Genomic DNA, 15,469 nt, shown 5'->3' with positions numbered 1-15,469 from the left:
AGCGACGACATGGTGCATGAACCGGGCTCGGCGGAGTCGTACTGGATGGATTCGACGGCGGCGACCTCGTTCGCCGCGCTGGCCGACGACGTCGAGGTCGACGTGGCGGTGATCGGCGGCGGTATCGCGGGCCTCTGCACGGCCTGGGAGTTGGCCCGCACCGGGGTTGCGGTCGCGGTCCTCGAGGCCGACCGGATCGCCGCCGGGGTCACCGGCTACACGACCGCGAAACTGACCGCCCAACACGGTCTCGTCTACGCCCACCTGCGGACGAAACTCGACGAGCAGGCCGCGCGCTGGTATGCGGCGTCCCAACTCGACGCCCTCGAGCACGTCGCCGCGACAGCCCTCGAACTGGGCATCGACTGCGACCTGGAGCGGCTGCCCGCCTACACCTACCTGCCCGAGGAGAAACGCGGCCAGATCGAGGCCGAGGTCCAGGCGGCACGTCTCGCCGGCCTGCCGGCGTCGCTGGTCACCGAGTCCGGGCTGCCGTACCCGATCGGTGCCGCCATCCGCGTCGACCGGCAGGCCCAGTTCCATCCCCGCCGTTACCTGCTCGGGCTGGCCGCCGACCTCGTCCGCCGGGGCGGGCGCATCTTCGAACGCACCCGCGTCGTCGACCTGACCGAGGGCGAGCCGTGCCGGCTCGGCACCGAGAGCGGTGCCACGGTGACGGCCCGGGACGTCGTGGTCGCGACCCACTACCCGATCTTCGACCGGGCGGGCCTGTTCACCCGGCTGGTACCACACCGGGAACTGGTGGTCGCCGCCGCCATCGACGCCGGTGACGACCCGGCCGGCATGTACGTCACGCCGGAGCAGAACACCCGTTCGGTCCGTACCGCCCCGTACGGCGACGGGCGCCGGCTGCTCATCGTGACCGGCGAGTCGTTCCAACCCGGAACGCCGGGAGTGCGCGAGCGCCTGGACAGACTCGCCGACTGGACCGGTGAGCACTTCCCGGTCGACTCGCTGGCGTACCACTGGGCGGCTCAGGACAACACCAGCACCGACCGGATCCCCTACATCGGTCTGCTGCACCCGGGCGCCTCGCACGTCTACGTGGCGACCGGCTTCAACGCCTGGGGAATGACCAACGGAGTACTGGCCGGCCGGCTGCTGACCGCTCTCATCGACGGAACGGATCCGCCGCCCTGGAGCAAGCTGTACGACCCACGTCGCCTGCATCCCGTGGTCGAGGCGGTGCCCCTGGTGAAAGCCGCGGCCGAGGTCGCCAGGCGGTTCGTCGGAGACCGGTTGCGACCGGCCAGCTTTGCCGACTCTCCCGAGCAGCTCGCACCCGGTGACGGGGCCGTGATCCGGATGGGCGGGCGGCGGTGCGCGGTCTACCGTGACGACTCCGGCGACCTGCACTCGGTCTCGGCGACCTGCACCCACCTGGGCTGCGTCGTCGCGTTCAACGATGTCGAGAAAACCTGGGACTGCCCGTGCCACGGCTCCCGTTTCGACGTAGAAGGTGCCGTACTGCACGGGCCGGCCAGCACACCACTGCCGCCCGCGGGCGACGTCAGGACCTGACGCCCGCCCACCTCAACACCAACCCTGAGTGTCCACTCCCCGTCGTCGTGTCCGGCCCCACCCGTCCGGTGCGTCGACGGTCTCCTCGACGACCCCGGGCCGCGCATCGCCGCAGACCCGCTCGCCGCTCGGAGACGCCAACCGGGCTCGACGGTGCCGGTACCGTCGAGCCCGGATGGGAGCGAGCCGGATGCGCCGTACCGCCCGCGCGTTCTGCTGTCGGGTTCAGCGCTGCGAGATGGCGTCGACCAGGTCACCGACGGGACGGTCCGGCAGGGCTCGCGCGACGTCGGCCACGGCCACCACTCCGACGAGGTCGTGTCCGTCGATCACCGGGAGCCGGCGTACCTGGTGGCTGCCCATCGTCCGCAGGATCTCCTCGGCGTCGTCGTCGGCCCCGATGGTCACCGGCTTGCCCTGGGCGAGTTCTCCTGCCGTCACACTGCGCGGATCACGACCCTGGGCGAGTACCTTCACCACGATGTCGCGGTCGGTGAGCATGCCCTTGAGCCGGTTGTCACTGCCGCAGATCGGCATCGAACCCACGCCGAGCTCCGACATCCGGCGGGCGGCGGTCAACATGTCCTCACCTTCGCCGACACAGGTCGGGTTCGGCGTCATGATCTCCCGTGCGGTTGTCATACCCAATCACCTTCTCTACGGACGGCCTTGCGAGCCTTCTACCCGGAAGCCCGGGATTCGATGCCCGTCGCGGCATCGAGAGCAGGCGACTCCGCGCCGTCGTCAGCCCTTGCGGCCGGTGGTGGCGATGCCCTCGACGAAGTGTCGTTGGGCCAGGAAGAACAGGATGATCATCGGTACGGTGGCGATGACGCTGCCGGCGAGGACGATCTCCCACTGCTGTTCGCCGCCGTACCCGAACCGGTCCAGCAGGACCTTCAGCCCTCTGGGCAGGGTGTACAGCTCCTCGTCGCGGAGATAGATCAGCGGCTTGATCAGGTCGGTCCAGCTCGCCTTGAACTCGAAGACGAACGCGACCAGCAGGGCCGGCCGGATCAGCGGGAACGCCAGCCGCCAGAAGAGTTGGGGATAGCTGGCGCCGTCGACCCGGGCCGCCTCGAAGTACTCCCTCGGCAGGGAGAGCAGGAACTGCCGGATGAGGAAGATGTAGAACGCCGACCCGAAGAGGTTGCCGGCCCAGAGCGGCACCTGGGTGCCGGTGAGGCGCAGTTCCGACCAGATCAGGTAGGTCGGGATCATGGTGACCGCGAACGGCAGCATCATGGTGGCGAGGACCAGGCCGAACAGGAGGTTCCGGCCCGGGAACCGGAAGTAGGCGAAGCCGAACGCGATCCAGGCACTGGAGACGGTGACCGCCGCCGCCGCGGCGACCCCGACCAGCAGGCTGTTGAACAACCAGCTCACCAGCGGTATCGCCGACCAGGCCGCGGAATAGTTCTCCGGGCGCCACGGCAGCGGCAGGAAGCTGGCGGAGAAGACGTACTCGCGGGGGCGCAGCGAGGCACTGACGAGCCAGCCGAACGGGAGCATGAACAGCGTCGCCACGGCGACCAGCGCGAGTACGGACGGCAGCCGCCGCCACCACGGCCGGCCCGCGGCCCGGCGCCGCGGCGGTCCGGCCGGGTCCGGTGACAGCGGTGGCGGAACGGCCGGCGGTGCCACCGGAGCGTCGCCGGCCCGGGTCACGGTCTCGCTCATCGGTCCCGCCCCTCGTAGTAGACGAACCGCCGGGAGAGCCGTACCTGCACGGCCGTGATAGCGAGGATCACCAGGAACAGCAGCCAGGCCATTGCCGAGGCGTAGCCCATGTGCAGGAACTGGAACGCCTCCTGGAAGAGCCGGATCACGTAGAACGTCGCGGCGTCGGAGTTGAACCTGTTCTGCGTCTCCCGGTTACCGAAGTACATCGTGTAGACCTCGGTGAACATCTGGATCGAGGCGATCGTGTTGACGACCAGGGTGAAGAAGAGCGCCCCCGAGATCATCGGCACGGTCACGTTCCGGAAGCGCGCCCACGCTCCGGCACCGTCGATGCTCGCCGCCTCGTACAGGTCAGGTGGCACGTTCTGCAGTGCGGCGAGGTAGATCACCACGGTCGAGCCGAGGCTCCAGAGGCTCATCAGGACGATTCCCGGCATCACCCAGTCCGGGTCGGTGGTCCAGGCCGGGCCGTCGACGCCGATGGCCGCCAGGCCCCGGTTGACGAGGCCGTCCTGGGTGTTGAGCAGCAGCAGGAAGAGCACCCCGATCGCCACCGCCGGGGTCATCACCGGCAGGTAGAAGACCGTCCGGAAGAAGCCCTGGAGCCGGCCGACCCGCAGCAGCAGCATCGCGAGGCCGAGCGACACCGCCATCGTCAGCGGCACGTGCAGCACTGTGTAGTACAGCGTGTTGGTGAGGCTGCGCCGCACCATCGGGTCCTCGGCGATCCGCCGGTAGTTGTCCAGACCCGTCCAGGTCGGCGCGCTGACCACGTCGTACTCGGTCAGGCTGAGCCAGAGGCTGGCCAGCATCGGGCCGGCCTGGAAGACCAGCAGGCCGAGCAGCCAGGGCGCGATGAAGACGTACGCCCAGCGCGTCTCGTGCCGGGCCAGCGGGTTCGTCCGGCGGCGCCGCCGGGGTACGCCGGTCTCGCCGGGCCGGTCGGCGGCCGCGACGTCGACGGTGCTGATCGCCATCGTCGGGCTACTTCGCGGCCCGGTCCAGTGCGGCGGTCGCCTCGGACTGCGCCCGGCGCAGCGCCTCGGCCGGCTCGCTCTGGCCGGACAGCACCCGGTTGACCGCGTCCATCCACGCCTTGTCGAACTCCGCACCGGCCCGGGACGCCGGAATGGCGAAGGCGTGCTCCTGCACCGAGAGGATGGTCTGGACGGCGTTGTCGAACCGTGGGTTGCCGCTGGGGCGGTACACCTCCGACATGATCCGGCGGTCCGCCTCCGCGTTACCGGTGTACAGGCCGGTGAACGGCGCTCCGCTGGCCTGCCGGGCGGCGACCCGCGCCTTCGCCGCCGCCACCCAGGTGTCGGTCTCGGTCATCTGCTTGGCGAACTCGCAGGCGGCCTCGGGGTTCTTCGCGCCCTTGGGGATCGCCCAGGCCTGGCCGCTGACCAGGGTGAGCGGGTTGCCCTGCCGGTCGACGAACGGCTTGACCACCAGTTGCGCGTCCGGGGTGTTCTTGGCCACCTGGTTGAGGAACCAGTCCTCCATCGGCCAGACGCCGAGCTGGTGCCGGGCCAGCGGGCTGTCGGGGCCGAAGAAGTCGAAGGTGTCCCGGAAGCCCTTGAACCTGTCCCAGCCGGCCTGCCGCTGAAGCAACCCAAGAGTGGTCTGGAGGGCTTCGAGCACCTTTGGGTCGTCGAGCCGGGCGGTGCGCCCGTCGGCGGAGAGCAGGTCGGCCCCGTTGGCCCTGGCCCAGATCGGCAGGAACTCGGGAATCTTCGGGTCGATGCCGATCCGGGTGAGGCGGCCGTCCGAGACCCGGGCCAGCCGGTCGGTCAGGGCCGGCAGATTGGCCCAGTTCGCCAGGTCGACCTGGTCGGGGGTCAGCCCGGCCTGCCGGAGTACGGCCTCGTCCAGGTAGACGACGCGGACACTGTAGAACTCGGGGATGCCGTACAGGACGCCGTCCAGGGTCACCTGCTCGCGCGCCGCCGGCCGGTACTGGTCGAGGTCGACGTCGTGCTTCTCGACGCACTCGGTGAGCGGCGTGATCGCGCCCCGGGTGGCGTACGTGCCGATCAGCTTCCGGTCCAGATAGACGAGATCGGGCGGATTCCCGTCGGCGACGGCCGAGAGGAACTGCTGCTCGTCGAAACCACCCTCGGTGACCTCCACCGTGATCTCCGGGTGGGCTTGCTTGAACGCGTCGACCCGGCTGGTGGCGATCTCGTCGGAGAAGCTGAACCCGAGAGTCGTGAGCCGGCCGGATCCGCCTGTGCCGCCGTCGTCGCCGGTGCCGCCGACCCCGCCACAACCGGCGACGCCGAGGACCAGCGCCAACAGTGCCGCCGAGCCTGAACTCCTCCGCATGGTGTGCCCCCTCCCCGCGTCTCCGGCCGACCCGGGCAACGCAGCGGGTGACTACTTCCACCCGGCCGTCCGGTTGAAACGCTCGGTCCGTCGTTGCGGCGTGATCTGCGCCATCTGCCGTCGGTGGAGCGGACCGGCCCCGACGTCCGGTGACTTTCCGCGATGTGCTGGCAGCGTCGAGTCGGTCGGGACCTGCGGCGTCACCGGCGTCCCGGGAAGGCGCGGCGCCACGCCGGTTGACGCGGCACACACCCGGGTAGCAGTTCTGGCATCAGTATGCCGACGGGAGGCGGAACCAGTGAAGGCGTTGACCTGGCAGGGCAAGCGCGACGTGCGGGTGACGGAGGTGCCGGATCCCCGGATCGAGGAGCCGACCGACGCGGTCATCCGGGTCACCTCGACCGCGATCTGCGGCTCCGACCTGCATCTCTACGAGGTGCTCGGCGCCTATCTGAAGCCGGGCGACATCCTGGGACACGAGACGATGGGTGTCGTCGAGGAGGTGGGGCCGGCGGTGGACCGGCTCCGTCCGGGAGATCGGGTGGTGGTGCCGTTCAACATCTCCTGCGGTTGGTGCTGGATGTGCGAGCGCCAGCTCTACGCCCAGTGTGAGACGACCCAGGTCCGGTCCGAGGGCAAGGGCGCGGCCCTGTTCGGCTACACCTCCCTCTACGGCTCGGTACCCGGCGGCCAGGCCGAGTACCTGCGGATCCCGTACGCGCAGTTCGGGCCGGTCAAGGTGCCGGCAACGGGAGCGGACGAGCGGTACCTCTATCTCTCCGACATCCTGCCGACCGCCTGGCAGGCGGTGCGGTACGCCGACGTCCCGCCGGGCGGCACGCTCGCCGTCTTCGGGCTGGGTCCGGTCGGACAACTCTGCGCCCGCGTCGGCCGCCATCTCGGCGCCGCCCGGGTCATCGGTCTCGATCTCGTGCCCGAACGGCTGGCGATGGCCCGGCGGCACGGCGTGGAGACCGTCGACGTCAACGAACTGGACGACGTGCCGGGCACCCTCATCGACCTGGTCGACGGCCGTGGCCCCGACGCCGTGGTCGACGCGGTCGGGATGGAGTCGCACGGCTCACCCTGGGGCAAGCTCGTCCAGACCACGGTGGGACTGCTGCCGGACGGGGTGGCCCGAACCATGAACGACCGGTTCGGGGTGGACCGGCTCAGCGTCCTGCACGCCGCGGTCAAGTCGGTACGCCGTGGCGGTACCGTCTCCCTCTCCGGCGTCTACGGCGGGGAACTCGACCCGATGCCGCTGCTGGAGATGTTCGACCGCGGCGTCCAGGTGCGGATGGGCCAGGCACACGTACGCCGCTGGACCGACGAGATCATGCCGCTGCTGGAGAGGGACGACGATCCGCTCGGCGTCGAGGATCTCCGTACCCACCGACTGCCGCTGCGGCGTGCAACCGAAGGCTACGAGATGTTCCAGAAGAAGACGGACGGCTGCATCAAGGTGGTGCTGGCGCCGTAACGGGCGGCGGCGCCACCCGCGCGACGCCGGGTGCCGGGGCTGGTTTAGCCCCGGGCCGGCGGGGCATGAAGGGCAACCTCGCCGCGGACCGCGCGGCCGGCCAGCCGGCCGCCGTTCCTCCCGGCCCGGCAGGGAGCACACTCCGCCGAGGAGGCACTCCTTCGACCCGACAAGGAGCACCCGAGATGACCGACACCCCCGGCCGACCGCTCGCGCTGGTCACCGGCGCCTCCAGCGGCATCGGCTACGAGTTGGCGAAGGAGTTCGCCCGGCACGGCTTCGACCTGGTCGTCGTCGCGGAGGACGACGGCATCGGCCCGGCCGCCCGGGACGTCGAGGCGCTGGGCGTCACCGTCGAGCCCGTCCAGGCCGACCTGGCCACACCCGCAGGTGTGCAGCGGGCGTACGACCGGGTCACCTCGACGGGCCGCCCGCTCGACGCCCTGGTGATCAACGCCGGCATCGGCCTCAGCGGCAGGTTCGCCGAGACGGACCTCGCCGACGAACTGCGGCTGATCGACCTCAACGTGCGGTCGTCGGTGCATCTGGCCAAGCTCGGGATACCGCCGATGGTCGCGCGGGGCGCCGGACGCGTCATGTTCACCTCGTCGATCGCCGCCACCCAGCCGGGACCGTTCGAGGCCGGATACGCGGCGTCCAAGGCGTTCCTCCTGTCGTTCTCGGAGGCGCTGCACAACGAACTCAAGGATTCCGGTGTCACGGTGACCGCGCTGATGCCGGGCCCCACCGACACCGAGTTCTTCGAGCGGGCCGACATGGGCGACACCAGGCTCGGCGCCGGCCCGAAGGACGACCCGGCCGAGGTGGCCCGGCACGGATTCGAGGCCATGATGGCCGGCAGGGACCACGTCGTCGCCGGTTCGGTGCGCAACCGGATGTTGGCCGGCGCGGCCAAGCTGACCCCCGAGCGGGTCAAGGCCGAGCTGCACAGCAGGCAGGCCAGGCCCGGCTCCGCTGCCGGCTGAGCCGCCCGACGACCCGGCCCACCCGGCAGCGCCTCCGCCGGGCGCCTCCGCCCCGCACGCCGGCCGGGTGCGCGCGGTCCAGCCACCGATCGCGACGCCACCGGCTGGCGGTTTTCGTCCGCCGGCGACGGGTAGCGGAGACAGTCGTACCTGCCGGGCTGTTTCGGCGTCCCTCGAGGAGGGATCGGGCCCGGCGAACCCCTATCTGATGACCGCCGGGTCCGGCATCTGCTGGACGGTCGTGGGGCAGGCTGCCCAGGGCGTCCGGGACCGGGATCTGTTCGAGGTCGTCCTGTCCTGCGCCGCCGAGACCAGCGTCCAGCTCGGCTGGCTGCGTACCCGGATGAAGCAGGCGGCCCCAGGCGCTCGTCGTCGCCGGATAGCTGACGGCGGCGGTCTCGTCGCCCACCCGGGCGGGAAGGTGGAATCGGACGATTCGGCTCGCACGGTACGGGGTAGGAGGACACCGGTCAGCCGATAAGATCGAGTTCAGGAGCAGACCTGTGGGAACCGTCCGTGCCCTCGTTTTGTGCTGCACCCTCAAGCCCTCCCCCGCGCCGTCCAGCGCCGAACTGCTGGGCCGGGAGGTGCTCACCGCACTGGCCGACCACGACGTGGACGGCGAACTGATCCGGGTGGTGGACCACAGGGTGAAGTTCGGCGTATCCACCGACGAAGGCGACGGCGACGAGTGGCCGGCCATCCGCACCAAGCTGATGGACGCGCAGATCCTGGTGGTGGCGACCCCCATCTGGCTGGGTCAGCCGTCGAGCGTCTGCAAGATGGTGCTGGAACGCCTCGACGCCGAACTGTCCGAGACCGACGACCAGGGCCGGTTGCGGACGTACGGCAAGGTCGGCGCCGTGGCCGTCGTCGGCAACGAGGACGGCGCGCACCACGTCACCGCCGAGGTACTCCAGGCGCTCAACGACGTCGGGTTCAGCGTCGCCGCCGCCGCGTCCACCTACTGGGTCGGCGAGGCCATGGGCGGCACCGACTACCGGGACGCCGGACCGAAGCCGGACACCACCGGCAGCGCGACCAGCGCGCTCGCCCGCAACTCCGCGCACCTGGCGCATCTGCTGGCGGCACAGGCTTACCCGGCGAGCTGATCTGAACGGTCAGAGCCTGCCGCCTCACCCGATTGGCCTCGACAGCCTTCCGTGGGCGGCAACGGACCATAACGACCGATATGGGCGAACCACCGCCCTCCCGCTCCCGATGTGGGAGGACCTGACTCGCGACAGCCGGTCCGGTCACGGTCTCCCACGGCCCGGCACGTGTCGGTATAACTGCCGGTCAGCGGGGTATCCGGCGGTCGACACCGCGGGCGAAGCTGGGGGCGGAGATGACACAGGACAGGATTGCTGACCCGTCTGGTGACGGTCACCGGTCGAAGACCCAGGTTGCCCGGCAGGGCGCCACGGAGACTGGACAGCGGTTGGCACAGACCGGAGGAGGCCTGGCACACAACGCCGCCGACCGGGGCCGGGACGTCGCAGCCGAGGCGGGCCGCCAGGCCAAGGATCTGATGGGGCAGGCGTCGGGCCAACTCAAGGAACAGGCGGGCGCGCAGCAGCAGCGGGCCGCCTCCGGCCTGCGGGCCATCGGCGACGAACTGCGGGCCATGTCCGAGCGCAGCGACCGCCCAGGGGTCGGCACGGACCTGGTCCGACACGCGGCCGAACGCGTTCAGCAGGCGGCCCAGTGGCTCGACCAGCGCGAACCCGGGATGGTACTCAACGACGTGCGCGACTACGCCCGCCGCAATCCCGGACTCTTCCTCGCCGGGGCAGCCGTCGCCGGGGTGCTCGCGGGCCGACTGACCCGAACCCGGGACGCGTTGCAGGGCGGTCCGTCCGATCCCCATCCTGACGGGAGGCGGACGGAGCCGGATGTCCGGCCCGACGGGATGCTCGGGCAGCCGTCCGGGATGGGTGGCCAGCCGCACGGCAACCCGCTCCCGGAGGCGGGGGCCGGACAGCGTGGCGGGTCCGGTGACGGACGGACCAGCGAGGTACGGCGATGAGCGTCTCGGCGGGTGGGCTCGGCGCGGACCGGGAGCAGGACCCCAGCCGCGCCTCGATCGGCGAACTGCTCGGTGCCGTCACCCGCGACACGTCGACCCTGGTCCGCCAGGAGATCCAGTTGGCGAAACTGGAGCTACGGCAGGAGATGCGCACCGCCGGCCGGGTCGCCGGGATGTTCGGCGGCGCCGCGCTCGGCGCGTTGATGGTGCTGCTCTTCCTGTCGTACGCCCTGTGGTGGGGGTTGTCGAACGTGATGGACCAGGGCTGGGGGGCACTGGTCGTCGCGGGGGTCTGGGCAGTGGTCGCCGCGATTCTCGTCGGGGTGGCCAGGCGTCAGGCGCGCAGCCTCCGGCCGCTGCCACAGACGTCCGAGTCGATCCGGCGGATGCCTTCCGCCATGCGTGACCGGACACAGCATCGATCGGGGGGACAAGGATGAGTATGGACCCAGGCTCGATCCGGGCCGACGCCGACCGTACCCAGGATCGCCTGGGTGAGAACCTGAACGCGCTCGGCGACCGGATGAACCCGCGCAGCATGGCGCAGCACCAGGCGGGCCGGGCTCGGAATGCCTGGCGGCGGGCGCGGGAGACGGTGATGGGTAGCGCCGAGAACGCCCGCCAGGACATCGCCGGCCAGGCACGCGGGGGTGCGCAGCAGGCGCGCGGCAGCATGCAGCGGGCTCGTGAGGCGTCACAGGCCGGGCTCTCCTCGGCCGGCCATCGGGCTCAGGCGCTGGGACAGCAGACCCGGCAGATGCCGGAAGGGCATCCACTGGCCGCCGGCCTGGTCGCGTTCGGGCTCGGTGTGCTCGCCTCCGCGCTACTGCCGGCCAGTCCGGCGGAGCGGCGGGTGGTCGGCCGGCTCCGGGACGAGGTCGCCGAGCATTCCGACCAGATCAAGCAGCAGGCCAGCGGCATGGCCCGGCAGACACAGCAGAATCTGCGGGAACCGGCCCAGCACGCCGTCGAATCGGTCCGTTCCCGCACCGGTCAGCACGCGGGCGAGATGCGCGAGCACGCCCGCTCGTCGGCGGAGGAGCTGCGGGGGCAGACCCAGGAGACGATGGGCGAGGTACGCCGACGCTGATCGGGCCGGCGACCGCTCCGGGCGGCCCGCCGAGCGGGCACCAGGACGGGGCTGATCGCCCGGGTTGGATTCCTCCGCTGGCATCGCCTGGGTGGGGGTGCCGGGATCAGCCGCCGAGCAGGCCGGGGACGGCCTGCTCGGCGGCTTGGCCGGACGTTCCCTCCAGCGGCCCGAGCCGACCGTCCCGATAGAGGTCGAGGAGGCGGGGGTCGACGTACGAGGCCCGGGCCACCGCCGGGGTGTTGCCGAGCAGCTCGGCCACCTCCCGCATCACCCCGGCCACGACCCGTCGCCGCTTCGCCTCCGAGTTCCGGGGCCCGGCCGCCGCCAGGCGGGTGGCCGCGAGCACGGTCGCGTGCCAGGTGCGGAAGTCCTTCGCCGTCATGTCGGTGCCGCTCGCCTCACGGAGGTATTCGTTGACGTCCTCGGCACGTACGTCCCACCAGCGCCGCCGCGCCCAGTAGCCGAACAACCGGTCCCGACCCCGACGACGGCGCCGCAGGTCCCGCAGTACCTGGCAGAGGTCCGGATCGGTCACCCGCCGGCTCTGCTCCACTCCGCCCTTGGCCGGGAACTCCAGCACCACACAGCCGGCGGCCCTCCGGGCATGCTCCGGACGCAGCGTCGCGACACCGAACGTCGGCGCCTCGCCGGCCGCGTACTGGTCGCCGCCGATCCGGAACATCCCGAGGTCCAACAGGCGGGTGATGGCGGCCAATACCCGCGACCGGGTCAGGCCGCGCTCGCGCAGATCGTTCTCGACCTGCTTCCGCAACTGGCCGAGGTGTCCGGCCACCTCCAGGACGTGCGCGAACTTCTCGCGATCCCGCCGCTGTCGCCACACCGGGTGGTAGAGGTACTGCTTGCGCCCGGCCTCGTCGATGCCGGTGGCCTGGATGTGGCCCCGGGGATCGGACGAGATCCACACCTCCCGCCAGGCCGGCGGGATGGCAAGGTCACGCAGCCGACGTAGCTGTGCCGAGTCGGTGATCGGCCGCCCTGCGGAGTCGAGAAACGTCACTCCCCGTCCCCGCCGACGGCGACGGTAACCGGGGACGCTGGGGTCAGAGCGACGCAACCGCATGTCTCACCGTCGCTGTCATGCCCGCCCTTCTACCCCCGGACCCGCTCGGGCACTCCAAGGTCCGCCGGGACGCGCTCACCCGTACGGTGACATATATCGCCCTTCGGGCGGATCGAGACCGTACACGTCTACCAGCACGACCCCTTCCGCCGGCCGGCTGACACCTGACGCCGATCACCCGGGCGCGCCGCCCGCCGACCTCCCGCCCCGGCCGCGACACGCCGTGACCAGGTTTTCCGCGAACCCGTGCAGGGAAGCAAGGCCCGGGCAGGAGGGGTTCCCTGACCCGGGAAGGGCACCTCCGGGGGGAAAGGAGGTCCCGGCATGGGACAACAGACCGTCACACGAGGGCGGACCACAGCGCGGCGCCAGGCGGGCCCGCAGCCCGCCACCCGGGCCCGTCACTGGCTGCGCGACCACGGGTTGGCCGTGACGATGTTCGGCGCGTTCCTGATCTTCCTCGCGCTACAGAGCCTCTTCGGCTGGCAGACCCACAACGACGAACTGGTCCAGGCCGGCGTGCGTCCCGAGGGCTATCTCGACTACCTCGGCACGGGGCACTTCGCCGAAGCCGTGTTCGAGAACTGGGAGTCGGAATTCCTCCAGATGGGCGCGTACGTGCTGCTCACGGTCTATCTGGTGCAACGCGGGTCGGCGGAGTCCAAGCCCGATCCGGACCAGGACCGGCCAGGCGACAACCCGGTCAAGGCGAAGTCGAACTCCCCCTGGCCGGTACGCGCCGGTGGCCTGCTACTGGCGCTGTACCGCAACAGCCTGTCCATCGCGCTCTTCCTGCTCTTCGGCGCCTCCTTCGTCCTGCACCTGGTCAGCGGCACCGCCGAGTACAACGAACAGCAGGCGCTGGAAACCGGAGCACCGCCGATCACCGCGTGGCAGTTCCTCGGCAGCAGCGAGTTCTGGTTCCAGTCGATGCAGAACTGGCAGAGCGAATTCCTCGCCGTCGGCACACTGATCGTGCTCAGTGTCTTCCTGCGCCAGCACGGGTCACCGGAGTCGAAGCCGGTCAACACCCCGCACCGCGAAACCGGGGCGTGACAGCTCGGCAGGAACGACCGTCGGGATCGCCGGGGTCGAAGTGCGAACGACCGGCGCCGCCCGGATACGGTGGTGTCCATGAGCGCGGACGGGATCGTGCTGGGTGTGGACTTCGGCACCTCAAACACAGCCGCGACACTGCTCTGGCCCGACGGCCGGGTCCGGCCGGTGCTCTTCGACGGTTCTCCCCTGCTGCCCTCGGCGGTCTGCGCCGACGGCGGCACCCTGCTGGTCGGTCGGGACGCGTTGCAGACCGCCCGCGCCAACCCGGCCGGCGTCGAGCCCTACCCGAAACAGCGGATCGACGACGGCAGCGTGCTGCTCTCCGATGTGGAATACCCGGTGGTGGACCTGATCGCCGCCGTGCTCGGCCGCGTCGTCGACGAGGCGAGGCGGGTCGCCGGCGGTCCACCCGGCCGGATGGTGCTCGCGCATCCCGCCGGCTGGGGTAACCGGCGCCGGGAGATCCTCCGCAGCGCGGCGGTCGCGGCCGGCGTACCCTCGGTCGACCTCGTCGTGGAACCGGTGGCCGCGGCCGCCTACTTCGTCGGCGTGGCCGGCAGCCGCCTGCCCGCCGGATCGGTCGCGCTGGTCTACGACCTCGGGGCCGGCACCTTCGACGCCTCGGTCGTCCGGCGCACCGCCGACGGCTTCGACGTGCTCGGCACCGAAGGCCTGGTCGGCGCCGGCGGACTCGACCTCGACGCCGCGATCATCGCCTACCTGACCGCGGTGTTCGGCAGCCGCGACCCCGGCACGTGGCGCCGTCTCACCCACCCCGGGTCAGAGCCCGACCTGCGGTTGCGGCGGCAGCTCTGGGACGACGTGCGGACCGCAAAGGAGTCACTGTCCCGACGGACGTCGGCCCGCATCACGCTGCCGCTGGTCGACGAGGACGTCCCGCTGGGCCGTGAACAGCTCGACGCACTGGCCCGGCCGCTGCTCGAACGTACGATCACCGCCTCACGGGCCGCGCTCGGCGGGGCCGGCGTCACGCCCGCCGACCTGGCCGGCGTCTACCTGGTCGGCGGCGCCAGCCGCTATCCGCTGGTCGCCACCCTGCTGCACCAGTCCTTCGCCCTGACACCCACCGCGATCGAACAACCCGAGCTCGCGGTCGCCGAAGGCGCGATCCGGCCCACCGGGCAGCTCGCCGACCTGCCGGCCGGCGAGCCACCGACACCGGTCAGGACCCGATCTCGCCGGCTCCCCCGGATGTCGCGCCGGGCGACCACCCTCGCCGCCGGAGTCGCGGTCGTGCTGGTGTCGGCCGCGATGGCGCTCGTGTTCAATCCGGTCGGCGAACCGCACCGTGCCGGCGGGGGCGACCGGCTGCTGGCCGGTGCCGGAGCGGTGACCGCCGGGGCGGTGCCCTCGACGCCGACCGCCGCGCCGACGCCGGTCCCGACACCGTCGAGGAGCGTCGCGCCCGGCGTCGACCCCTGCGTGGTCGGCCGCTGGCGGATGACCCGCTGGGACGAGCGCAACGTCGGGCTCTTCGGCACCGACGTCGACCTGAAGCTGCTGACCCCGGGTCGGGGTGAGGTCAACTACGGCCCGACCGGCACCGGGTGGACCGACCACCGCAGGGGCGTCACCACCGGCGGCACCGCGCGCGGGCGCAGCTACCGGGTGACCCACACCGGGACGATCCGGTTCACCTACCTGACGATCGGCGACAAGCTCACCCACACGGACGGCCGCCCGCGCGGCACGACGGTGTGGAAGATCGACGGTTCACAGCGCGACCGGAAGGCGATGGGCTGGGACGACTCGGGACCGCCCAGCACCTACGACTGCACCGCCGAGCTGCTCAGGGTCGCCGGGGAAAGCTCCACGATGGAGTACCGGCGGATCTCGGACCAGGCATTGCCGGTCCCGCGCTGACCCGGGTCAGGTCCCGCGAACGGCGCGCCGTCCGCCGCGCCACCTGGTGATGTACGGCAGCACGAACAGGTACAGACCGGTGAACATGAGCAGGACGAGCGGGAGCAGCGGCAGGTAGAACACCCAGGCGGCGGGTTCCTGCTGTGCTCCGACGGCGACGGCGACGGCGATGACGGAGAGCGTGAAGGCGACGGCGAGCCAGCGGTGGATCTGCCGAATCCACTTGTTCCAGGTCAACGGGACCTCCTCGGACGACGGGCAACCCCCGAGGAGGTCAGGCTAGCCCCGGCCTCCCGACCCG

16 protein-coding genes are annotated in these 15,469 nt (G+C 71.2%); 10 read left to right on the top strand and 6 right to left on the bottom strand.

What is annotated here, in order from left to right:
- Positions 1–9: 9 nt before the first annotated feature.
- Positions 10–1,542: an FAD-dependent oxidoreductase gene (locus R6Y94_RS00910; protein WP_318393791.1), complete on the top strand. Its 1,533-nt coding sequence runs from the start codon at positions 10–12 to the stop codon at positions 1,540–1,542.
- Positions 1,543–1,767: 225 nt separating this feature from the next.
- Here the strand turns inward: R6Y94_RS00910 and R6Y94_RS00905 are convergent, their stop codons facing one another.
- The 4 genes from R6Y94_RS00905 to R6Y94_RS00890 all read right to left on the bottom strand — a co-directional run bounded on the left by R6Y94_RS00905 (position 1,768) and on the right by R6Y94_RS00890 (position 5,553).
- Positions 1,768–2,184 carry a CBS domain-containing protein gene (locus tag R6Y94_RS00905; protein ID WP_318393790.1) on the bottom strand — a complete coding sequence of 139 codons (417 nt, stop codon included), beginning with the start codon at positions 2,182–2,184 and terminating at the stop codon, positions 1,768–1,770.
- A 102-nt stretch (positions 2,185–2,286) separates the two neighbouring features.
- Positions 2,287–3,222, bottom strand: coding sequence for a carbohydrate ABC transporter permease (locus R6Y94_RS00900; protein ID WP_318393789.1), 936 nt, complete (start codon positions 3,220–3,222; stop codon positions 2,287–2,289).
- Positions 3,219–4,202, bottom strand: a complete 984-nt coding sequence (locus R6Y94_RS00895; protein ID WP_318393788.1) for a sugar ABC transporter permease — start codon at positions 4,200–4,202, stop codon at positions 3,219–3,221. Before R6Y94_RS00895 ends, R6Y94_RS00900 begins: the two co-directional genes overlap by 4 nt.
- A gap of 7 nt (positions 4,203–4,209) precedes the next feature.
- Positions 4,210–5,553: an extracellular solute-binding protein gene (locus R6Y94_RS00890; RefSeq protein WP_318393787.1), complete on the bottom strand. Its 1,344-nt coding sequence runs from the start codon at positions 5,551–5,553 to the stop codon at positions 4,210–4,212.
- Between the two features lie 298 nt (positions 5,554–5,851).
- Between R6Y94_RS00890 and R6Y94_RS00885 the strand changes: the two genes are divergently transcribed.
- From R6Y94_RS00885 to R6Y94_RS00855, 7 genes are all read left to right on the top strand, one after another.
- Positions 5,852–7,036 carry a zinc-dependent alcohol dehydrogenase gene (locus R6Y94_RS00885; RefSeq protein WP_318393786.1) on the top strand — a complete coding sequence of 395 codons (1,185 nt, stop codon included), beginning with the start codon at positions 5,852–5,854 and terminating at the stop codon, positions 7,034–7,036.
- A gap of 185 nt (positions 7,037–7,221) precedes the next feature.
- Complete coding sequence (locus tag R6Y94_RS00880; RefSeq protein WP_318393785.1) at positions 7,222–8,022, top strand: SDR family NAD(P)-dependent oxidoreductase; 801 nt, start codon at positions 7,222–7,224, stop codon at positions 8,020–8,022.
- 208 nt (positions 8,023–8,230) lie between these two features.
- Complete coding sequence (locus R6Y94_RS00875; protein ID WP_318393784.1) at positions 8,231–8,503, top strand: hypothetical protein; 273 nt, start codon at positions 8,231–8,233, stop codon at positions 8,501–8,503.
- Between the two features lie 22 nt (positions 8,504–8,525).
- The gene (locus R6Y94_RS00870; RefSeq protein ID WP_318393783.1) at positions 8,526–9,134 is read left to right on the top strand and encodes a flavodoxin family protein; all 609 of its coding nucleotides are present in this window, start codon (positions 8,526–8,528) and stop codon (positions 9,132–9,134) included.
- A 329-nt stretch (positions 9,135–9,463) separates the two neighbouring features.
- A complete protein-coding gene (locus R6Y94_RS00865) occupies positions 9,464–10,051 on the top strand; it encodes a hypothetical protein (protein ID WP_318393782.1) in 588 nt (195 codons plus the stop codon).
- Complete coding sequence (locus tag R6Y94_RS00860; protein WP_318393781.1) at positions 10,048–10,491, top strand: phage holin family protein; 444 nt, start codon at positions 10,048–10,050, stop codon at positions 10,489–10,491. The genes R6Y94_RS00865 and R6Y94_RS00860 overlap by 4 nt, the downstream gene beginning before the upstream one ends.
- Complete coding sequence (locus R6Y94_RS00855; RefSeq protein ID WP_318393780.1) at positions 10,488–11,141, top strand: DUF3618 domain-containing protein; 654 nt, start codon at positions 10,488–10,490, stop codon at positions 11,139–11,141. The genes R6Y94_RS00860 and R6Y94_RS00855 overlap by 4 nt, the downstream gene beginning before the upstream one ends.
- Before the next feature lie 106 nt (positions 11,142–11,247).
- Here R6Y94_RS00855 and R6Y94_RS00850 read toward each other — a convergent pair whose 3' ends face one another.
- Complete coding sequence (locus tag R6Y94_RS00850; RefSeq protein WP_318393779.1) at positions 11,248–12,225, bottom strand: DNA topoisomerase IB; 978 nt, start codon at positions 12,223–12,225, stop codon at positions 11,248–11,250.
- Positions 12,226–12,549: 324 nt separating this feature from the next.
- On the opposite strand from R6Y94_RS00850, the gene R6Y94_RS00845 reads away from it, so the two are divergent.
- Both R6Y94_RS00845 and R6Y94_RS00840 read left to right on the top strand, forming a co-directional pair.
- Positions 12,550–13,281 (top strand): DUF6766 family protein, encoded by a 732-nt coding sequence (locus R6Y94_RS00845; RefSeq protein ID WP_318393778.1) that lies wholly within the window; start codon positions 12,550–12,552, stop codon positions 13,279–13,281.
- 78 nt (positions 13,282–13,359) lie between these two features.
- Entirely contained in the window at positions 13,360–15,168 is a 1,809-nt protein-coding gene (locus R6Y94_RS00840) for an Hsp70 family protein (RefSeq protein ID WP_318393777.1), read from the top strand.
- Positions 15,169–15,174: 6 nt separating this feature from the next.
- Here R6Y94_RS00840 and R6Y94_RS00835 read toward each other — a convergent pair whose 3' ends face one another.
- Positions 15,175–15,405 (bottom strand): hypothetical protein, encoded by a 231-nt coding sequence (locus R6Y94_RS00835; RefSeq protein ID WP_318393776.1) that lies wholly within the window; start codon positions 15,403–15,405, stop codon positions 15,175–15,177.
- Positions 15,406–15,469: the final 64 nt, after the last annotated feature.

It is taken from the genome of Plantactinospora sp. KLBMP9567 (assembly GCF_033446045.1).
Classification (GTDB): Bacteria; Actinomycetota; Actinomycetes; order Mycobacteriales; family Micromonosporaceae; genus Plantactinospora.
This window is presented reverse-complemented; position numbering and strand designations above follow the sequence as displayed.